Origin of the sequence: Micromonospora sp. WMMD729, assembly GCF_049315225.1 — a bacterium.
GTDB lineage: Bacteria > Actinomycetota > Actinomycetes > Mycobacteriales > Micromonosporaceae > Micromonospora.
Genome location: NZ_CP186059.1, coordinates 6,439,634 through 6,460,781 on the forward strand (window position 1 = coordinate 6,439,634; position 21,148 = coordinate 6,460,781).

Sequence of the window (21,148 nt, forward strand, 5' to 3'; positions counted from 1 at the left end):
TCCGCCTCTTAGGCTGCCTTTCGTAGGAAGATCCCCGGTCCTCGGGTAGATCGACCCGGCAGTCGAGAGGAGCAGCGCGATGCGCGGCAGCGAGTGGGACTGAACGGTTTGACGGAGGACGTCGTCGATTCCGGGCGGTAGGCTGCGACGGAGTCAGTCCTCCGGGGGTGATGTGACCCTTCCTCAGCGACGAGAGATTGAGACCGATCAGCGGCTACGGCTGCTCGTCGGTCTCGTCGTCGTCGCGGCGGCGGTCATCATGGCCACGTCGCTTCCGTCCGCCGTACGCTACGGAACGACCGCCACCTCGAACGACATCGCCCTGATCGTGGTGCTCACCGCGACGATCACGCTGGGCAACCTGGTCAAGGCGCGGGTACGGATCCGATCCACCACCCATTCGATCAGCTGGACCGAGACCGCGATCGTCGTCGGCCTCGCGATCGTCCCAGCACCGGTGGTGGTGCTCTGCACCGCTGCGGGCATCGCGCTCACCCCTCGCCGTGCCTTGCCGATCAAGCTCGCGTTCAGCGTCGGAAAGAACGTCCTGGTGGCCTGGGGGGCCGGCATCGCTCTGGCGATGACGGGCTGGACCTGGCCTCCCGAGGGAACCATCGCGCTGATCGCGCCCCTGGCCCTGGCCTACCTCGTCGCCGCCCTCGTCGACGACGTACTGGCCATACCGGTGATCGCGCTGGCCTCGGGGACGAGAATCTCCCGACAGTTCCGGAGCAACCTCGACCTCCGGCTCGCCGGCTTCGCCGTCCGGTTCATCGTGGCGGTCTGCACACTGCTGATCCTCGACGCCAACCTCAAACTCCTGCTGGCCGTCCCGCCGCTCGTGCTCAGCCTGCACCTCGCCTACTCGACGAGGATTCGAACCCGCACCGAGCAGCAGGCGTGGCAGCGACTCGCCCGCACCACCGACGCGCTCAACGTCGTGGACCTGGACAAGGTGCTGACCACCGCCGTCACCCAGGCCGCCGAACTCTTCTCCGCCGACGAGGTCGAGATCGAGCTGCACGACGGTGGCCGTACCGTCCGGGGCGCCACCGGCGGCATCACCTTCGACGGGCCCACCGACACGCCCACCGAGGTGGACGGCACCGTCGTGCCCACCCCGCTGGAGGGCCACGACCGCTCCGTCGACGTCGGCGTCCTGCGCCTGCGCTTCCGTGGCCCGGTGCAGCTGTCCGAGCGGGAGCAGTACACGCTGCGTACCTTCGCCTCCGCGCTCTGCACGGCGGTCCGCAACGCACAGGCGTACGCCGAGCTGGCCCGGGTGGCCGACGAGCACGCGTACGCCGCCGCGCACGACGCGCTCACCGGCCTCGCGAACCGGCGGCACCTGCTCGATCAGGGCACCGAGCAGCTCAGCGCCCGGCACGCCGACGGGGTGACCGCGCTGGTGTTGATCGACCTCAACCACTTCAAGGAAGTGAACGACACCCTCGGCCACGCCGCCGGTGATCAGGTTCTGGTCCAGGTCGCCGACCGGCTGCGCGGCGTCGCCCAGTCGAGTGACCTGGTGGCCCGCCTCGGCGGCGACGAGTTCGCCGTACTCCTGCGCGGGCTACCGGCCCCGGCGGTGGCCGCCCACCGCGCCGAGACGCTGCTGGCCGCCCTGCACGAGCCGTTCGAGCTGGACGGGATGCGGATCAGCGTCGAGGCCAGCGGCGGGATCTCCGTGGCCCCCGCCAGCGGCGGCATGCCCGAACTGCTGCGCCGCGCGGACGTGGCGATGTACCAGGCGAAGCGGGCCGGGCAGCGGATCTCCACGTACGCCCCGACCCGGGACACCGCCGACCTGAACCGCCTCACCCTCGGCGGTGACCTGCCGCGCGCGGTCGCCGACCACGAGTTCATCGTCAACTTCCAACCCATCGTCGACCTGGGCACCGGCGAGGTGACCAGCGCCGAGGCCCTGGCCCGCTGGCACCACCCCACCCACGGGCTGATCGACCCGCTGCGCTTCCTGGAGGCGGTGGAGCGCTCGGGCATGCTGCCGGCCTTCGCCGAGGCGATCCTCGACCAGGCACTGATCGCCGCCGCCGACTGGCGCGACGCCGGCTTCGACGTACCGGTCGCGGTCAACGTCTCGCCGCGCAGCCTGCTCGACGCACGCTTCCCCGGCTCGGTGCTGGCCCGGCTACGGGCCCACGACCTCCCGCCCGAGCGGTTGGTGCTGGAGCTGACCGAGACGTTGACGCTCAGCCAACTCGACGTGGTCGACCGGGTGCTCAGCCGGCTCCGCGACGAGGGCGTCCGGTTGGCGCTCGACGACTTCGGCACCGGCTACTCGTCTCTCTCGCTGCTCTCCCGGATACCCGTGCACGAGCTGAAGATCGACCGCAGCTTCGTCACGACCATGGAGAGTTCGGCCGAGGCCGCCGCCGTCATCCGTTCCACCCTCGACCTGGGCCGCAGCCTCAACCTGGCGGTGGTCGCCGAAGGGGTGGAGAGCGAACCGCAGCGACGCGCCCTCTGGGAGCTGGGCTGCTCGGCCGGTCAGGGCCACCTGTTCGCCCGACCGATGCCGGCCGGGACACTGCTCGCCGCGTTGCAACGCGGCTCGGGCGGCCAGCCCGGAACCCTGGCGCGGCCACTGCACGACACGGGCGCGGTGATCCGCCTCAACCAGAGCCGCCGCCAGGCCGGCCGCTCCCGCCCCGACCGCCACCTCCCGGCCTGACCGGGCACCGGCGCCCCGACCAGGGCCGCAGCCGGACGGCCAACCGGGTGAGCAGCGAGATCTGCCAGACTGACGCCCGTGACCGCCGACGCCCCGACCGCCCGCCCCCAGCGCTGGCGGACACTCGACACCGCCGCCGGCGGACTCGCCCTCGACCTGGGTCTCTACGCCGTGTCGGCAGTCTTCGCGACGATCACCGCGGCCACCTCGACCCTCCTGCCGCACCGGGCCTGGGGTGCCGTCGCCGCCACCGGGTACCTGGTCGCGACGCTGGCGGTGGTCGTCCAACTCCTGGTCCGCCGACGCAGCCCACGGCTGGCCGGACTCGCCGCCCGCTGGGTGGTGACCGGCTTCGCCTGGGTGACCACCGCCCTCGTCCCCGTGCTCTGGCAGAGCATCGAACGGGCCACCGGACGCACCGACCGGGCGCAGGAAGAAGTCCTGGTCGTCGAGCAGGCCGGCAGCCGCCTGCTCGACCACGGCACGCCGTACCTCGGTCGGGACGCGATCGCCGCCCTGCCGCCCGGTGAACAACTGCTCGGCTACACGCCGTACCAGCCGGGCATGGCGATGTTCGGCCTGCCCCGGGCTCTCGTCGACGGATGGTGGACCGACGCCCGCGTCTGGTTCACGCTGGGCACCGCACTGGCGCTCGCCCTGGCCGTGGCCGCCCTGCGCGCCGCACCCGCCACCCTCGACGCCACGCACCGCCGCGACGCCGCGCTGCTGCGAGGCGTACAGGCCGCCACCGTCCTCCCCGTCTGCGCGCTGACCCTGGCGACCGGCGGCGACGACCTACCCGTACTCGCGCTCTGCCTGCTGGCCCTCGCCCTCGCCGCCGCCGGCCGGCCGGGTGGGGCCGGCCTCGCGGTCGGGCTGGCCGGCGCGCTGAAACTGTTCGCCTGGCCGATCGCCCTGGTCCTGATCGTCTGGGGTCTGACCCGGCGAGCCGGCGCGCGGGTCGCGGCCGGCGCGATCGGGCTACCCGTCCTCGCACTGCTCCCGGCACTGCTCGTCGACCGCGCCGCCCTCACCGAGAACGTGCTGCGCTTCCCGCTCGGGCACGGCCTGGTCACCAGCCCGGCACAGTCCCCGTTCCCCGGCCAACTGATCGCCGCCGCCCTGCCCGGAGGCCGGCTGATCGCCGCCGCGCTGCTGGTCGCGGCCGGTGCGGCCATCGCCGTCCGGCTCGCCCGCCGCCCGCCCGGCACCGCCGCGACCACCGCCGCGATCTGTGGGTACGGCCTACTCGCCGCCATCGCCCTCATGCCCTCCACCCGCTTCGGTTACCTGCTCTATCCGGTGGCCCTGCTCGTCTGGGCCCCCGCCCTGCACCGCCCGGAGACCACACCGGCCGCCCCGACGCCCGAGCACCTGCCCGGTCGGGCCACATCGGCCTAACCGGCGGGCACAACGACGCCACACGGCGTACACCTGAAGACATGACCACCTACCGCGACCGCGCCGAGGCGGGCCGGGTGCTCGCCGACCGGCTCACCGCCCTGGTCGGCGACCCGGACGCCGTCGTCCTCGGCCTGGTCCGCGGCGGCGTACCGGTGGCCCGGGTCGTCGCCGAACGGCTCGGCGTCCCCCTCGACGTGCTGGTCGTCCGCAAGCTCGGCATGCCCTGGGCGCGCGAGGTCGCCTTCGGCGCGCTCGGTCCCGGCGGCGTGCAGGTGCTCAACGACGCGATCGCCAGCCGGCTCAGCAGCGACGACATCGCCGAGGTCAGCCGGCGCGAGCAGACCGAGCTGGAGCGCCGCGAACGGCTCTACCGGGGCGGTCGCCCACCGCTTGACCTCACCGACCGGGTCGCGGTGATCGTCGACGACGGTCTGGCCACCGGCGCGACCGCCCGAGCGGCCGTCGAGGTCGCCCGCCGGCTCGGCGCCCGCCGGGTGGTGGTGGCCGTGCCGGTCGGCGCGCAGGAGGCGTACGAGCTGCTGGCCGCCGAGGCCGACCAGGTCATCTGCGCCCAACGCCCGCCCGATTTCGGCTCGGTCAGCGTCTACTACGACGACTTCCACGAGGTCTCCGACGACGAAGTCATCGAGGCGCTCACAGCAATCGCTTAGGTCGACCAGGTACCGTCGGGTGATGAGTGACCTCATCTGTCCCAAGTGTCGCGGTGAGATGCGCCAGTACGAGCGCAGCGGCGTCGTCATCGACCAGTGTGGCGAGTGCCGGGGAATCTTCCTCGACCGTGGCGAGCTCGAGAAGCTGTTCGAGGCAGAGGCCAACTGGAGTCGCCAGCAGGCCGGGCCGACCGCGCCGGCACCGCAGCCGGGCGGTTACGCGCCGCCTCCGCCCCCGCCGCCCGCCCAGCACCAGCCCGGTTACGGCGCTGTCCCGCCACCGCCGCCTCCACCGCCCGCGCACGGCTACCCGCCGGCGCCCGCCTACGGCTACCAGCAGCAGCACCACGGCTACCACGGTCACTACCGGCACAAGAAGCGCAAGAGCTTCCTCGACGAGATGTTCGGCTGAACCTGGCCGAGACTCCCGCCCGGGTCGATCCGGTGTCGACCCGGGCGACGTCGCTGCCCGCGATTGGCCGGCGCGGCGGTCCGTGCGAGGCTGCACCGCATGACCGTCACCCGGCACGACGAGGCCCTCGCCGAGGCGTACGACGGCATCACCGCGGTGGTGGACGCTCTCGACGACGCTGACCTGCAACGGGCCACCCGATGCCAGGGCTGGCTGGTCGCCGACCTGCTCCTGCACGTGCTCGGTGACGCCCAGCGGGCCCTGGTGGCTCTGGCCAGCCCGGTCGATGGTCCCGCCGACGTGGACGACCTCTCCTACTGGCGCGGTTTCCCGGGCGGCGACGAGCAGGCCGCCCGGCACGCCTGGTGGATCCGGCGATCGGCGTCCGCCTTCGACCGACCGACCGCCATCGTCCAGCTGTGGCGGGACACCGCCCCGGCGGCGGTTCGCGCCGCCGGATTCGCGGACCCCGACGGGTACGTGACCACGCAGGGTCATGTGCTGCGGGTACCCGATTTCCTGTCCACCCTGACCACCGAGGCCGTGGTGCACCACCTGGACCTCATCCCGGAACTGCCGGACGCGCCGCCACCCGGACCCAGGGCGACGAGCGTGGCGGTGTCCACGATGGATGGGCTGATGAGCGACGACGCGGTCCGCCCGGCCGGCTGGGACGACCGGGAGTTCCTCTTGAAGGCGACCGGCCGCCTCTCCCTCACCGATCGGGACCGGCTGGAGTTGGGCGAGGCGGCAGGCTGGTTCCCCCTGCTGGGGTGACCGGTCCCGATCAGGTCAGCCGATCGCCATGTCGACGAAGCGGGACAGATGCAGCTGGGCCGCGACCGTCACCGTGTCGGTTGGTCCATTTCGGTGCTTAGCAACAATAAAATCCGCTTCCCCGGCCCGCGGTGACTCCTTGTCGTAGTAGTCGTCGCGGTGCAGAAGAATAACGACGTCGGCGTCCTGCTCAATCGAGTTGTGGGTGGCAATGCCGTTCGCCACGAAGTTGTGCTTACCGAGCACTGTCGCGTCGAACACCTCCTGCTCACCGATCGGCTCGATGGACACGATCGAGTCCCAGAAGATGTCGTTGGTCGCGTGCAGATCGAGGTCGGCGGAGTCGAGCACCGCGGCAATCGCTGCGAGCCGAGAGCGGCTGGGCGCGCGCTTCCAGAGGGCACTGCCGCAGAACTGAGTGCCGATGGCCTTCGCGAACTCCCGGTGGGACATCCCCTGCTCGGCCAGGATCTCCTTGACCCTGGACCAGACCTCGCGGGGAACCGTGTCGACGTTGGTGTTGCTCTCCGTCGACTCCAACACGCCAAGGAGAGCAGCACAGCCCTCCGACCGCTGTCCGTGAACGCCGATCTCGCGCAGGAACCTCAACTGGTCATCCCGGCCGGAGATGTCGAGCGTGTACTGAGGACGGTGGCCTACCACCGGCACGGCACGGAGGCGGGCGGTGATGCCGTACCTCAGCAGCAGTCTGGAGATGTCCTCCAGCATTCGCCGACTGGTGGACGAGAAGTAGACCCGTCCGCCGCGGCCTGAACTGTTCACGGTGACTGATCCGTCAGTGGCCCATATATGCCGCAGGAAGGTCGTCACCTGCTCTTTGGGAAGTCCGAAGACTGAGGACGGGACGAACTTCTCGTGCGAGCGCAGACCGAAGAGGCCCAAGCCGTCCAACCATTCCGCTATCGGGTTACGTCGACCTCGGGCCAGCCGGAAGGGTGCAGGCAGCCGCAGCGTGGTCACCCTCGCCGACGCATAGTCGTCACGCAGCGCGGTAATGCCGAAGTGTTTCGCCGCCTCCGTCACCGCCTGCAGGTTCAGCTCGTCCCGGCTTGCGTAGCGAATCGGCTGACGTCGCACGAAGGAGCCGTCGCCCAGCAGGTGCGCCAGCATGACGACCTCCGGATCGGCCCACGGGCGGATCGCCATCGGGGGTGGCAGGTGTCGTGGCGTTGCGATCCGGTCTCCCGGTGCCAGTTCACCGAGCGGTACCCAGCCGGTGAAGGCGAGGAAGGGATGATTCGCCGTGGCGTCGATCTGCTTTCCTGACGCCAGCGTCAACCGGAACACCTCGCGCGTGCCGCTCGGGAAGACGTGGGTCATGGTGCGGGGGGTGTAGCGAAGGCTCTCGTCCAGTGCCCAGACGGGAATGTCCTTCGTCCGGTTCGACAACAATTCGCCGAGCGTGATCTCCGCGTTGTTGTCCGCTCGAACGACCCGGGTGTCCGCAGTGAGACAACCCGATTCACGCAAGTCGGACAACTGTGGGCGCTTGTCGGTTCGCTGCTCGGGGCCACGGTTCAGCTGACTCACCGCGATGACCGGGCACTCGACCTCCTTGGCCAGCAGCTTGAGGCCACGAGACAGGTCGGCGACCTCCTGCTGGCGGCTCTCCGTACGCTTCGGCGAGGTCATCAGCTGGAGGTAGTCGACCACGATCATCTTGAGGTCGTGCCGCTGCTTGAGTCGGCGGGCCTTCGCGCGGATCTCCATCAGGTTCATGCTCGGCGTGTCGTCGACGAACAACGGCGCCTCGCTGATCTCACCCATGCAGCGGGCCAGTTTGGTCCAGTCGTCGTCGGAGAGCTGCCCGCTGCGCAGGACGTGCAGCGGCACCCGCGCCTCGGCCGAGAGCAGTCGCATGACGATCTCGACCTTGCTCATTTCCAGCGAGAAGATGGCGGCGGCCTGATTGGCCCGGATGGCCGCGTTTCGGGCAAAGTCCATGCTGGCCGTGCTGTTGTGGGTGGGAATCATCGCCCGGCTGGCCAGGTAGAGATGCTCGGGGTTGTCGACCGTGACACACCGGACCGGCACACTCGGGACCGGACGAACGTCAACGATGTACCGCGAGGTCGTCCGGACGTCGGAGGTGCTCCGGCGGCGTTCGACGTGCGCGTCCTGCTTGCGCTTGAGCCGGAAGATGACGTCGGGGGTGGAGAAGTTCAACGTGTACGCGACGGACGACTCGCTTGTGCGGCCGCGTACCGGCTTGGCGTTGACCGTGCAGCGGTAGCCGAGGCTGACGATGAGTTCGCGTACGTCCTCTGCCAGTCGCTTCGAGGTCGATGTGTACTGCAGGTTACCGGTGGGGGCGACGGTGCCGTCGGTGTCCATCAGGCCAGCCAACAGCGCCCGGCGCTGCGGCTCGGAGGCGCGTAGGTAGACATCAGGGATGTGCTTGTCCGCCGCTACCCCGACCTGACGCAACAACCCGAGAAACGAACCGTTGCGGTGCCGGCAGCCTGCGCACTTCCTGGTCGCCGGATTCTCCCGCAGCGCCCTGGTGGAAACGCCGCAGTCCACGCAGGTGCCGTTCCCCTGAGCAACCGGTGTGGGCCGTAGCAGGATGGTGTAGACCATCGGCCCACTGGGACGCACGGCGAAGCCGTCGGCCTCGACGTGCGTGAGCATGTCCGGATCGGCGGTGGTGAAGCGGCTGGCGCCGGTGTGCCCGTCCCCGAGCCATGCCCCCAAGGTGTAGGGCGGAACCAGCAGTTCGCGGTCCGGGAGTTGGAGAGGGGCGCAGTTCCGTACGGCATGGTTCAACCGTCGGTCGGCGGTTTCGGTACGCAGCGTGGCCGCGATCTCAGCAGTGGTGACGACGCCATCATGGTCGACCCGGCTGCCTGAGTTGACCTGCCGCTCGGCTCGTTCAAGAAGCGCTGTCACCAGGGGGGCAGCCGGGTAACCCGGCGCCGTCCAGTTTCTCGTCTTGCCGTTGCGGACGACGGGGCGGCTGATCCGGCCGGTCGACCCGACATCACGCGCGACCTTGTGCAGGACATGCCGGAACTCCGGTCCGACCTTCTCGAGTGTGTCGAAGAGGGTGATCGGCTGGTTTCCCGCGGCGCCGAGAGTTTCGCGGGCCGCACGTAGGTTGGTCAGCGACGATTCGGGCCAGTGCCGCTTCTGCCGCGCCGGGCCCGGCCGCCGGCTCGCTCGGGTGGTCGTCTTCCACAGGTGCTCCGCGTCCGCCACGATGACGGTGCCGTCGGAGAACTCCACCTCGTAGCAGGGACGGTCGTGCATCACGTCGAAGGCGGTTGTGACGGTGGTAGGGGAGCCGTCCGCCGCCAGTAGTTGGTCGCCTGCCTTGACCTCACCCATCGTGGTCCAGCCGTCCGGGGTCGGCAGGGGGGTGTCGAGCGCAAGTGCCTTACCCAAGCCGGGCCGGCCCGCCACAATGATCAGCTGCCCAGCGTGGAGGCCGTTGAGCAGCCGGTCCAGGTCGCTGAAGCCGGTCGGCACGCCGGTCATCACGCCGCCCTGCGCGCCCACCGCCTCGATCTCGTCCAGCGTCGGCTGGAGCATGTCGGCCAGGACCGCGAAGTCCTCGCTGACCCGGCGTTCGGTGACGTCGTAGACGGCCTGCTGGGCGAGGTCGACGATGTCGTCGACGTCCCGGCTGCCGCCGCTGGCGGTGCCGTAACCCAGTTGCACGATCTTGGTGCCGGCCTCGACGAGCCTGCGCAGCACGGCGCGCTCGCTGACGATCCGCGCGTAGTACGCGGCGTTCGCCGCGGTGGGCACGCTGGCGATGAGGGTGTGCAGGTACGGTGCGCCGCCGATGCGGACGAGGTCCCCGGAGTCGGCGAGCGCCGCCGCCACGGTGATCGAGTCCGCCGGCTCACCCCGGCCGTAGATGTCGAGGATGGTGTCGAAGATGGTGGCGTGCACCGGCCGGTAGAAGTCGTTGGTCTTGAGGATCTCGACGACGTCGGCGATCGCGTCCTTGGAGAGCAACATGCCACCGAGGACGCACTGCTCGGCGGCGACATCCTGGGGTGGCGTCTTGTCGAACCCGCCGTCCCGCTGCACGGGTGGCTGTCCGTTGCCGGACCGTGCCTCCGCCCGCATGTCGTCGGTGACCGACACCGGTCCCCCCTCCACTGCGTCGGATCTGTCCCAGCTCTACCGCCGAGGTACGACAGTTCTCCCGACCGAGCCGGTCGATCGGGGGCCATCGCGCCGGCGGTCGAGGGCCAACCATACGGACCCCGAGGTCAGCGACTCAACAAGCACGGTGGACGAGCCTCGGGACAACCTGTGGATGCCGGTGGACGAGCATGTGCGCAGCGTGTGCACAGCCTGTGGACAACCGCTGGGGAATTCTCGGGCGCAGGCCCTTGACCTGGCAAAATGCGGTCCCCACCCTGTGGAGGAGAATATTTCGGTCGGTTCTTTTACACGATCTTCCCGTACTATCTCCAGCGAACGGCTACACCTGGACAGCGGATCACGCTTTGGGTTCAGAAGGGTCACACTCCGGCCGTGAGTTACCGGGACTGGGGACGCGGGGAGGGCACCCCGCGGGAGCGTCCGCCGACCGCCTCGTGGGGTCAACCTGCGCTGCCCGCTCCGGTCGACCCGTACGACGAGGACGTGCCCTACCGCACCTCCAGTCGGCGGCGGGCGCGCGACCGTGGGCAGGACGAACCGGTCGACGCCTACCTGCCGCGGTGGGCGCTGGAGTCGGGGGTTCAGCGGGCCGACGGCGGTGGCCGGCACGCCGCGCCCGACGAAGACGAGGTCGAGATCGAGGTCGAGCGCCCGAGTTCGGGTGCCGGTTGGCGCGGTGCCGAGGCGACCGGCCGACGCCGAGCCGACGCGGGTGGTCGGCGTGAGCAGCCGGCGATCGGCGCGAGTGGTTGGCGCGAGCAACCGGCGATCGGCGCGGGTGGTCGGCGTGAGCAACCGGCGATCGGCGCGGGTCCTGATTCGGACCACACCCGGGAGTGGACGCTCGACCGTCCCCAGGAGCAGGGGTACGCGGGCCGTCGGCGCGCCGACTCGGCGGCGGAGGAGCCGGTGTCCGGGGCGGCCTCCGACCGTCGTCCCCGTCGCGCACCGGCCGGTCGTCCGCAGGTGATCTGGTCCGGTGGGGACCTGACGGCCGACTCGGCCGAGACGGTGTCCCGTCCGGAGGTGAGCCGACCGACGCGGCGCAGCCGGCGCGCGACGGAGGAGTCGTGGACGCGTCCGGCGGCCGACCCGTGGGAGCGCGGAGCGGAGCAGGCGGCCGAGCCCGATCCGTCGTACGCGCCCGCGGTGGACCCGTGGGACGCGTCGGGTGTGCACGCGTGGCCGACGCCGGGCTCGGACGGCACGGACCTGAGCGAGCAGTGGTCTTCGGGGGAGAGCGTCGGTGGTTGGGAGCGGTCGGACCGCACCGGCCAGTGGGAGCGGTCCGCGGTCGAGGACGACCAGTGGGACCGGACGCTGCCGCCCCGCTCGGATCGGCTGACGGAGGGATGGCCGAGTCGGGACAGCGGGTTCTGGCCCGGCACCCGGTTGTCGGGTGACGATCCGCGCTGGATGGACACGACGACGTCGGCGCCCCGGTCGCCGGTGGTGGGTTACACGGCTCCACGGCCGCGCAGTGCCCCCGTACCCCCTGCTGGCGCCCGGCGTCGGGCGGACCGGCCGCCGGTCGGTACGGCGTCGGTGCGCAGGCGGGTCGAGTCGGTGGCGACGGGTGGTTGGGCGCGTCGTCTGGAGGACGACCTGCTCGACCCGGACCCCGGCGGGTCGGTCCGGCCGTTGCTCTACACCACTGCCTGCTACCTGGTGCCGGCGATGCTGATCTTCCTGTGGTTGCTGACGCTCGACGCGCAGGCGCCCGCCGGGTGTGTCACCGACATCAGTGGAGGTGGCTGTGACTCGGCGCGGTCACGCGCGCTGGAGTCGCTGCTCGCCGGCTCGCCGCGGTTCGGGTTGGCGCTGGTGAGCAGCCTGGTGGTGGCGGCGCTGCTGCGCCGGGTCGGCACGACGTGGCGGTCGGCGACGATCGCGCTCGCGGCGGCCGTGGTCGGCGGTGGTCTTTCGACGGTGCTGATCAGTGCGGTGACGGGCCAACCGATCGGGTGAGGCGGGCCGCCGGGCCACGCTTGGCGGATGCGCGAGGGCCCGCACCGATTGCTCGGTGCGGGCCCTCGTCGTGTGGTGCGGGTCGTCAGCCCTGAACGACGTTCAGGTTGAACGACGCGGTGACCTCGGGGTGCAGCTTGATCTTCACCGGGTAGGTGCCGGTCGACTTGATGTGACCGGGCACCTCCAGCCGGCGACGGTCGAGGACCGGACCGCCGGCGCCCTTGACGGCGTCGACGATCTCGGCCGAGGTGACCGAGCCGAAGAGCCGACCGCCGTCGCCGGCGCGGGCCTTCAGGTTGACCTTGAGACCCTCGAGCTGGCCCTTGACCTCGTTGGCGTGGTCGAGGTCGCGGATCTCGCGGGCCGAGCGGGCCCGCTTGATGACCGTGACCTGCTTTTCCGCGCCCTTGGTCCAGGCGATCGCGAAGCCCTGCGGCAGCAGGTAGTTACGGCCGAAGCCGTCCTTGACCTCGACGATGTCGCCCGGGGCACCGAGGCCGGACACTTCCTGAGTCAGGATGATCTTCATATCGGTGCCTCCTCTCAGCGGGCCGTTGCGGTGTACGGCAGGAGCGCCATCTCGCGGGCGTTCTTGACCGCGCGGGCGATCTGCCGCTGCTGCTGCGAGGTCACGCCGGTGACCCGCCGAGCGCGGATCTTGCCGCGGTCGGAGATGAACTTGCGCAGCAGCGCCGTGTCCTTGTAATCGATGTAGGTGATCCCGTCCTTGTCGAGCGGGTTCACCTTCTTCTTCGGCTTGCGAAGTGCCGCAGCCTTGGCCATTGACCTTGCTCCTGGTTTGCGATCGCGGGCGCTCGGCGCCATTAGAACGGAGGCTCCTCGTCGAAGTTGCCGCCCGAACCGGCACGCGCGGGAGAGGGTGCGGCCGAAGCCCAGGGGTCGTCGAAGTTGCCTCCGCCGCCACCCTGGCCACCACCACCACCGCCGCCGCCACCGAAGCCGCCGCCACCGCCACCGGAGCGGGACATCTTCTGCACCTTCGCCGTGGCGTAGCGCAGCGATGGGCCGATCTCGTCGACCTCAAGCTCGATGACGGTGCGCTTCTCACCCTCGCGGGTCTCGTAGGACCGCTGACGCAGCCGGCCCGAGACGATCACGCGAGCGCCGCGCTGCAGCGACTCGGCGACGTGCTCGGCGGCCTGCCGCCACACGGTGCAGGCGAGGAACAGCGGCTCGCCGTCCTTCCACTCGCCCGACGCCTTGTCCATGAATCGGGGCGTCGAGGCGACACGGAACTTGGCGACCGCAGCCCCGGAGGGGGTGAACCGCAACTCGGGGTCATCGGTCAGATTGCCGATGACCGTGATGGTGGTGTCTCCTGCCATGACCATCTCCTCGCGCACTCAGCGTCTCGTCGTACAGGCTCTCAAAGCCGTACGACAGAGTCGCGGAGGCTGATCCGGGCGAACCGGGTTGAATACCGGACTGAATGCTTAGCGCATCTCCGGCCGGATGACCTTGGTGCGCAGCACGGACTCGTTCAGCCGGAGCTGACGGTCCAGCTCGGCCACGGCAGCAGGCGTGGCCTGCAGGTCGACGACGGCGTAGATGCCCTCGGCCTTTTTGTTGATCTCGAACGCGAGGCGCCGGCGGCCCCACACGTCCGTCTTCTCAACCGAGCCACCCGCGGTCCGAATCACGTTCAGGTACGTGTCGAGCGACGGGGCGACGGTGCGCTCCTCGAGGCTGGGGTCGAGGATCACCATGATCTCGTAATGACGCAAGACGTGCTCACCTCCTGTGGGCTAAGCGGCCACGGTCCTTCCGTGGCAGGAGGTCGTGCGTCGTTGCCCGCACGTGCCGGGGGAACCCGGCCGGACGCGGACAACCTGACCAGGATACCCGGTCCGGACGATCATGCCCGGGGCGGTCGGGCCGGCGTTCCGGGCAGGCCGACGGGGGCCCGCCAGCCGACCGTCACTGGTCGGTGGCGAGCCCCCGTCAACGAGGCCGCGGAGCGTCCCGTCCGCATTCCTTGGGTGGGACCTGGGGAGGAACGACCACACCGATGAGGTTGGACCGGAGACGCCCCGCGGAGCTTTATCGTGTTGTTATCTGACGATACAACGGCTCTCGTCCCGTGTCGGGGCAAAAGGCAGAAATTTCCGAGATTCTGCGACCGGTCCCACCTGGTGCGACGGGGTCTCCCCCGCGACGCCGGGCCGCGCCACGGGGGTGACCTCGCTGTCGGGCCGACGAACGACCCGGTGCCGTACCCGGGCGCCTCGTCGCGCCCGGCCCCGGGCCCCGCTCGTCGGGTCCCATCCCCTCAACGAGCGTCCGGCGGCCGGAGTGACGACATCGCCGGCCGTCACCGCGCCTGTCGTGGTCGCGACGTAGGCTCGCTGCCATGCGTATCGGAGCCCACGTCGATTCGACCGACCCGCTGGCGGAGGCGGCCGCACGGTCCGCCGACACCGTGCAGTTCTTCCTCTCCGACCCGCAGGGATGGAAGGCACCCAAGCCGCGCGAGGACGCCGAGCGGCTGCGCGCCGCCGAGGTCGACCTCTACGTGCACGCGCCGTACGTCATCAACGTGGCAACCCTCAACAACCGCATCCGGATCCCCAGCCGCAAACTGCTGGTCGGGCACGCGACCGCGGCGGCCGAGATCGGTGCCAAGGGCCTGATCGTCCACGGTGGGCACGTCAACGCCGGCGACGACCTGGCGGTCGGCTTCGACAACTGGCGCAAGACCTTCGCGTACGCGGCCGACTCCGGCGGGTTCGGCGTGCCGGTCCTCATCGAGAACACGGCCGGCGGAGACAACGCGTGCGCCCGCCGGCTGGACGCGCTGGCCCGGCTCTGGGACGCGATCGGCGACTACGAGGTCGGCTTCTGCCTGGACACCTGCCACGCGTACGCCGGGGGCGAGGAACTGCTCGGCCTCGTCGACCGGGTCAAGGCGATCACCGGCCGGATCGACCTGGTGCACGCCAACAACTCCAAGGGCGGGTTCAACTCCGGCCAGGACCGGCACGACAACCTCGACGGCGGGACGATCGATCCCGAGCTGGTGGTGGCGGTGATCCGCGCCGCCGGGGCGCCGGTGGTCGTCGAGACTCCGGGCGGCGTCGAGGGCCAGGCCGCCGACATCGATTTCCTGCGCCAGCAGCTCCCGACGGAGCGCCCGGCAGCATGACGACCGGACAGTCCAAGCCGGGAAAGGCGCAGCCCACGTCTACCGGCGACGACCCGATCCGACCGGCCGCGCCGTCCACCGGTGACACCGCCGCCACCTCGGCCGGGTCCACCACGAACGGCACGACCCGCAGGGGCTGGGGGAGAAACAGGGCTCCGAAGAGCTCCAGCGCGGCAACGAACTCCGCCGCGAAGAGCGACGCCGCGAAGAACGGCACCACGAAGAACGACGGCGACGGCGACGGCGACGGCGACAAGGCGGACACGCCCAAGGGCGACGCGGTCAAGGGCGACGCGGTCAAGGGCGACGCGGTCGTGGGCGACGCGGTCAAGGGCGACATCGGTACGACCAGCGCCGGCGCGAAGAAGGCCGACGCAACGGGTACGAAGGATGGCGACGCCACCGAGGGTGTCGAGGCCGACGGCGAGGCCAGGTCGGTCGAGCCCGACCGTTGGGAGGCGTTCGTCTCGGCGCCGGAGCCCCGGCCCAGCCGGCTCTACCGGGCGGCCCGCGCGGTGGGCCGGTCCCTGGTCCACGAGTGGAGCCTGGCGGCCCTTGCCGCGCTGGCGCTGGCCGTGCTGATGACCTGGCCGACGCTTCGCTACCCGCGCTACACCCTGCCGCAGGACACCTGGGACCCGAGCCTCCAGGCGTGGCAGATGGCCTGGTCCGGTCACATCCTGCTGGCCGACCCGACCCGCCTGTGGCAGTCGAACACGTTCTTCCCGGAGCTGTGGAGCTTCGCGTTCTCCGACACCCTGCTCGGCTACGCCCCGGCCGGGATGCTCGGCAGCGGCCCCGAGGACGCGGTGCTGCGCTACAACATCATGTTCGTGCTGGCGCACGCGCTCGCCACGTTCGGGGCGTACGCCCTGGCTCGGCAGCTCGGCGCCGGTCGGATCGGCGCCGCCGTCGCCGGGGTGGGCTACGCCTACGCGCCGTGGCTGCTCGCCCAGGCCGGGCACCTGCACGTGCTGTCCAACGGCGGCATCCCGCTGGCTCTCGCGATGCTCGCGCGGGGGCACGGCTGGTCGTTGCGGCACGGCTACCGGCCCGAACGACGGCACGACGGCTGGGTGTACGCCGGTTGGCTGGTGGCCGCCTGGCAGATCAGCCTCGGCTTCGGCATCGGTCTGCCGTTCGCCTACTTCCTGGCCGTCGCGGTGCTGGTCGCCACCGTGCTGTTCGGGGTGAAGTGGCTGCGGTCCGGCCGTACCCTGCCGTTCGGCCGCCGGCTGCTCGTGGCCGACATGGTCGGTGGGGTGTTCTTCGCCGGGGTGGGCGCGCTGATGGCGCTCCCGTACTTCCAGGTGACCGAGCTGCACCCGTACGCCGAGCGGACCGTCCGCGACATCTCCCTCTTCTCGCCGCCGGCGTCCGGGTTCGTGACCGCGCCCGCCGAGTCGCGGATCTGGGGTGCGTTGCACGAGGGCGCCCGGGACGCGCTGCCGTTCCACGCGGAGATGACACTGCTGCCGGGGTTCGTGCTCTACGCGTTGGCCTTCGGCGGGCTGTTCTTCTCCGTCTGGCGGCTGCGGCACCGGCTGTTCCTGCTCGTCGGGGTGCTGGTCACGATGGTGTTCGCGATGGGTACCCGCTTCTTCGACGGCACCTTCACCTACGTGCCGTTGTTCGAGCACGCGCCGGGCTGGAACGCCCTGCGTACCCCCGGTCGGTTGATGCTCTGGACGACGTTGCTGCTCGCGCTGCTCGCGGCGGGCGCGGTCACCGCCCTCACCGACCGGGTCCGGGAGCTGGCCGCGCAGCGGATCCCGTCCTGGCCCGGGCCGTGGCTGCGGATCGCCACGCTGCTGCCGCTGCTGCTGGTCACCGTCGAAGGACTGAACTCCACCCCGCATCCGGTGGTGCCGGCGCAGCCCGCCGCGATGCGCTCGGCACAGGGACCGCTGCTCGTGCTCCCCAGCGACCAGGGCCTCGACCAGCATGTGATGCTCTGGTCGACGGACGGATTCCCGGACGTGGCGAACGGCGGCAGCGGCTTCACGCCCCGGCAGCTCGACGACGTACGCCGGGTCAGCCAGTCGTTCCCCGACCAGATGAGCGTCGACTACCTGCGCACCCTCGGCGTACGCACGGTGGTGCTGCTCCGCGACGAGGTGCCCGGTACGCCCTGGGAGATCACCATCGACGCGCCGGTCGAATCGCTCGGCGTCACCCGTCAGGACGTCGGCGACGCGGTCGTCTATCGACTCTGACGCCTCTCGCTGCCTGCGGTTTGCCCGCCCGCCGGACCAGTGCCACGGCGTGGTCACCCAGCAGCCCGCCGATGGCGTCGGTATCACGGCGGCGGTACATCGTTGACGCCCGGTTCTACGTTGAGGCGATGAACGACGTCACGCGGGGAAAGGTGGGGCTTTGACCAGGGCTTCGTCATCAGTGCCCGCGAGAAGGCTGCTCGGCCTTCTCGCGGGCACGGCCCTGGCCGCGGCGAGTCTCGGCTGCGGCGCCCTTGACCAGGAGCAGGACGCCACGGACAAGGCCACGGCGGTGGTCCGCGAGAAGGCGGAACGGTCGCGGCAGGCGATGTCGAACGCGCTGGCCGACCCGTCCGCCCCGCGCCAGGAGGCGCTGCTCGGTGTGGTCGCCGAGTTGGTGGAGAGCGGGGAGCGCAACGGGTTCGTCTTCGGTCGCCGGTCCGAACCGGGTGATCGGATCTGGCTGGACGTGGCGTTCGACGGCACCGGCAACGCCGGAGGGCTCGCGCCCGCCGAGGTGACGGTGCGGCTCTGTGTACGGTTCAGCGGCACCCGCAGTGCACAGCCCCAGGTGACGATGTCGGACACCGCTTGCGACACCGGCCTCGACCGGAAACTCGCTCAGGCGGACACCACCGTGGGCCTACGGCAGTGATCGGTGCGGCTCCGGTCCGGCGAGCAGCACGGTACGGCACGCACACGCCACGGCGTCAGACCCGCACGTCCTCCTCGGTGACCGTCGTCGGGGTGTCGGAGCGTAGGCGGAAGCGGTCGATCCAGCCGACGTCAGGTGCGCCGTCGAGCACGCCGCCGTCCGGATCGTCGGCATAGGTGGCCCGTACCGCGTCCTGCTCGGGGTGCAGGATCTCCCGGATGACCAGGACGCAGAGGGTCACCACGGTCGCCAGCCGCAGCGTCGAGGCCAGCACGAACACGCCCTCCGGGAAGACCGGCCGGCTGGTGGCCGCACCGAGCAGCTCACCGTAGAAGGCCACGAAGTAGCAGACCTCGGCGAACTGCCAGGCCAGGAAGGCACCCCACTTCGGGCGGGCCAGCACGACCAGCGGCAGCATCCAGAGCACGAACTGCTGGGACCAGACCTTGCTGAAGATGAGGAACGCGGCGACCACCAGGAAGGCGAGCTGGGCAAGCCGCGGCCGGCGCGGGGCCCGCAGCGCCAGCACGGCCACGCCGAGGCAGGCCAGCCCGAAGAGGGCGTACGAAATGGTGTTCAGGGCCGGAATGTTGGTGTTCAACCATTCGAACGGACCCTGCTGGCCAGGGTCGTTGCCGACCTTGCCGTCCAGGTAGCGCCCGATGTACCAGAGCGTGCCCCAGTCGATCGGCCGAGTGGTGTTCAGCTCGAAGAACCGACCCCAGTTGTCCGGGTTGGCCCGGTAGGCGGGCAGGTTCACCAGCACCACGGCCACCGCCGCCGCGCCGAGCGAGGTGAGCGCGGCGCGGAGCCGGTTGGCCCGCAGCGCCAGGACGAGGATCGGCCCCAGCACGAACAGCGGCCAGAGTTTCGCCGCACCGGCCAACCCGAGCAGCACGCCGGCGACCACCGGTTGTCGCCGGGCCCAGGCCAGCAGACCGAACGCCGCCAGTCCGATGGCGAGCAGGTCCCAGTTGACGGTGGCGGTGAGCAGCAGCGCCGGGGCGAGCGCGAACAACGCGGCGTCCCAGGGTCGTCGGCGGCGCAGCGCGAGGATCACCGCGACGGTGGCCACGGCGAGCGCGCCCAGCACGAGCGCGTTGAGGTTGTAGAACCACTGGCCCTGGTTGATGCTCGGGTCGCCGTCGCCGATCGCGTGCACCGGCAGACCGAGGGCGCCCATGAAGTAGCCGGTCAGCACCGGGTACTCCACCGGGTGGTCCCGGTAGGGCACCTTGCCCTCGTTGAGGCCCTCGGCGTAGTAGAGGGCGAGCACGTCCGTGTAGCAGAACCGGGTGTACTGGACGTTGTTCTGCCAGGCGCCGTCCTGGCACGGGGATTTCTGCACCCAGTGCAGCGCGAGCGTGAGGCAGGCAAGCGCCAGGACGATCCGGACGGCGGTCCAGAACCGGCGTTCCTGCCCGGCCGGCCGATCCAGGGCCGTCGCGTGGTCGCCCAGCGGACCGCCGATGGCGCCGGAGAGGCCGCGGACGAACCCGTCGGAGCGGGACGGGTGGTCGGTGGTTCCGGCGTCGTCGATGCCGGGCGTCGACTGGGTGCTCATAGAAAGGCATCCTGCCGTACTCGCAGCGATGAGTCATGTACTCGTCTGCCCGCCGGGATCGCTCCGATCAGTGAATCGGCAGGCGGCGGTAACTTACCGTAATGCTGCCGGTCGGCGATGAGCCGCGAACAAGGGCGACCATCGGGGACTTTCAGCTTTGACATCTGGCTGGTTACCGAAGGGCCACAGCGCCTCAGAACGAGTGCAAACAGGACATTTGCAACTTACGCTTTCATGACGAAAGCGCCCCTGGACCGGCTCGGAGGCTGGGCCAGGGGCGTTTCGGACAAGGGTAGCGAAGTCACGAAGACTCTTCCCGCAGCCGTCTTTCGACGGCCATCACAACGCGCTGTTCTAATTTATCGGCCCGGACTACTTCGGTCGGTAATGCTGGTCAACCTTGTTGTTGCTAGGGTTGTAAGTGCAGTAGTAGTAAAGAGTAGAACTGTTCCTGTTAAGCCACTTGGCGTCATCCTGGCAAATACCACACTGCCCTGCGGTGTAACTTCGCAAAAATCGACTGTTCGGCTGCGCCGAAGTTGGAAGACTACACTCATTCGCCATGATCGAAATATTGTTCGCCCCCACACTCCGGGCGAAGCTGGCTTCAACTGCCGGACTAGCTAACGCGGCAGTTCCCGGTGCAAGAATCATTGCTCCAGTTGCCAGAGTCACCTGGAACGCTCGCACTAATTTCCTGCGCATGGCCCAATCCTCCCGTGGTCGGCCTTCCCCGCCAGATGGGAAGCACTCAATCGACGACCTGACTCGCCGATTGCGCCTCACCCAGCGCATTGACGCTAACGCAAGCCATGGCTCAAAGTCAACATCCAAGTTTGGCGATGTCTAGGGTAGAGCGCGACGTAAAGAAGTTCGAAGTATCGGTAACCATCCCCAGTAAAGCTTATATCGCCGGCATTCAAATCCAGCATGCCGCCCTCTCAGCTACTCTGCCGACCGTACAGCCTCATCATGCCCGAGGCTGCGAACAGCGGCCGGATCACCGAGCCTTCTAACGGGAGTTTCACCGCAATGGTTTGATCGGTTCGGCTCTTAGATCGGCCCGAACTAGGGCGATTGCTAGGCGCGGAATTTCCTCCACTCTAAGCCATCGCACCCGGCGAAATATCTTAGGAACCCACCATCGCCTGGTATTCGCCCACATAATGGATGCCCGACGGGCAAAATTTAAAGTCGGCCCACTTGGAATGGGCGAAGGGCATGCCTCTGCGATCCCTCGCCCTCGAACGCAAATTGCACCTAAATAATGGCTCCTATGGTATTCGGCAGCATAGTGGCAGGTATCCTTCAAGCTGCCGAATTCCGTCCCACCACCAGCCCTTCACCGACATTTTTCAACCCGAAATCCACGCGTGCAAGAACTACCGGAAGGCATGGCTGACCAGCTTAGAAATCGCTGGGGAACGGCTCCATATATTTTTGAAAAATCACTGATAGAGCGCATACGGAAGGTGCCCCGCCC

15 protein-coding genes are annotated in these 21,148 nt (G+C 69.6%); 9 read left to right on the forward strand and 6 right to left on the reverse strand.

The features are described 5' to 3' along the window. The first annotated feature begins 172 nt into the window (after positions 1 to 172). The 5 genes from ACN263_RS29770 (at position 173) to ACN263_RS29790 (ending at position 5,956) form a co-directional block, all read left to right on the forward strand. Complete coding sequence (locus ACN263_RS29770; protein ID WP_422737518.1) at positions 173 to 2,692, forward strand: putative bifunctional diguanylate cyclase/phosphodiesterase; 2,520 nt, start codon at positions 173 to 175, stop codon at positions 2,690 to 2,692. 78 nt (positions 2,693 to 2,770) lie between these two features. Further along, on the forward strand, positions 2,771 to 4,093 hold the full coding sequence (locus tag ACN263_RS29775; protein ID WP_422737519.1) for a glycosyltransferase 87 family protein: 1,323 nt from the start codon (positions 2,771 to 2,773) through the stop codon (positions 4,091 to 4,093). A gap of 41 nt (positions 4,094 to 4,134) precedes the next feature. Continuing rightward, on the forward strand, positions 4,135 to 4,767 hold the full coding sequence (locus ACN263_RS29780; RefSeq protein ID WP_422737520.1) for a phosphoribosyltransferase: 633 nt from the start codon (positions 4,135 to 4,137) through the stop codon (positions 4,765 to 4,767). 22 nt (positions 4,768 to 4,789) lie between these two features. Beyond that, the gene (locus tag ACN263_RS29785) at positions 4,790 to 5,179 is read left to right on the forward strand and encodes a zf-TFIIB domain-containing protein (RefSeq protein ID WP_422737521.1); all 390 of its coding nucleotides are present in this window, start codon (positions 4,790 to 4,792) and stop codon (positions 5,177 to 5,179) included. Positions 5,180 to 5,278: 99 nt separating this feature from the next. After that, positions 5,279 to 5,956 carry a maleylpyruvate isomerase N-terminal domain-containing protein gene (locus ACN263_RS29790; protein WP_422737522.1) on the forward strand — a complete coding sequence of 226 codons (678 nt, stop codon included), beginning with the start codon at positions 5,279 to 5,281 and terminating at the stop codon, positions 5,954 to 5,956. 15 nt (positions 5,957 to 5,971) lie between these two features. On the opposite strand, the gene ACN263_RS29795 is transcribed toward ACN263_RS29790, so the two are convergent. Continuing rightward, a complete protein-coding gene (locus ACN263_RS29795; protein ID WP_422740874.1) occupies positions 5,972 to 10,054 on the reverse strand; it encodes a replicative DNA helicase in 4,083 nt (1,360 codons plus the stop codon). Between the two features lie 414 nt (positions 10,055 to 10,468). On the opposite strand from ACN263_RS29795, the gene ACN263_RS29800 reads away from it, so the two are divergent. Continuing rightward, positions 10,469 to 12,064 (forward strand): hypothetical protein, encoded by a 1,596-nt coding sequence (locus ACN263_RS29800; protein WP_422737523.1) that lies wholly within the window; start codon positions 10,469 to 10,471, stop codon positions 12,062 to 12,064. Between the two features lie 85 nt (positions 12,065 to 12,149). On the opposite strand, the gene rplI is transcribed toward ACN263_RS29800, so the two are convergent. The 4 genes from rplI to rpsF all read right to left on the reverse strand — a co-directional run bounded on the left by rplI (position 12,150) and on the right by rpsF (position 13,812). Continuing rightward, on the reverse strand, positions 12,150 to 12,596 hold the full coding sequence (gene rplI / locus ACN263_RS29805; RefSeq protein WP_007453817.1) for a 50S ribosomal protein L9: 447 nt from the start codon (positions 12,594 to 12,596) through the stop codon (positions 12,150 to 12,152). A gap of 14 nt (positions 12,597 to 12,610) precedes the next feature. After that, entirely contained in the window at positions 12,611 to 12,850 is a 240-nt protein-coding gene (rpsR, locus tag ACN263_RS29810; protein ID WP_007073789.1) for a 30S ribosomal protein S18, read from the reverse strand. A 41-nt stretch (positions 12,851 to 12,891) separates the two neighbouring features. Then, entirely contained in the window at positions 12,892 to 13,431 is a 540-nt protein-coding gene (locus ACN263_RS29815) for a single-stranded DNA-binding protein (RefSeq protein ID WP_422737524.1), read from the reverse strand. Between the two features lie 90 nt (positions 13,432 to 13,521). Then, positions 13,522 to 13,812, reverse strand: a complete 291-nt coding sequence (gene rpsF / locus ACN263_RS29820) for a 30S ribosomal protein S6 (RefSeq protein WP_007453836.1) — start codon at positions 13,810 to 13,812, stop codon at positions 13,522 to 13,524. Positions 13,813 to 14,438: 626 nt separating this feature from the next. Between rpsF and ACN263_RS29825 the strand changes: the two genes are divergently transcribed. The 3 genes from ACN263_RS29825 (at position 14,439) to ACN263_RS29835 (ending at position 18,101) form a co-directional block, all read left to right on the forward strand. Further along, positions 14,439 to 15,230, forward strand: coding sequence for a deoxyribonuclease IV (locus ACN263_RS29825; RefSeq protein ID WP_422737525.1), 792 nt, complete (start codon positions 14,439 to 14,441; stop codon positions 15,228 to 15,230). Next, a complete protein-coding gene (locus ACN263_RS29830; RefSeq protein WP_422737526.1) occupies positions 15,227 to 17,446 on the forward strand; it encodes a hypothetical protein in 2,220 nt (739 codons plus the stop codon). Before ACN263_RS29825 ends, ACN263_RS29830 begins: the two co-directional genes overlap by 4 nt. Before the next feature lie 181 nt (positions 17,447 to 17,627). Beyond that, a complete protein-coding gene (locus ACN263_RS29835; protein ID WP_422737527.1) occupies positions 17,628 to 18,101 on the forward strand; it encodes a hypothetical protein in 474 nt (157 codons plus the stop codon). A gap of 55 nt (positions 18,102 to 18,156) precedes the next feature. Here the strand turns inward: ACN263_RS29835 and ACN263_RS29840 are convergent, their stop codons facing one another. Continuing rightward, positions 18,157 to 19,665: a glycosyltransferase family 87 protein gene (locus ACN263_RS29840; RefSeq protein ID WP_422737528.1), complete on the reverse strand. Its 1,509-nt coding sequence runs from the start codon at positions 19,663 to 19,665 to the stop codon at positions 18,157 to 18,159. Positions 19,666 to 21,148 lie beyond the last annotated feature (1,483 nt).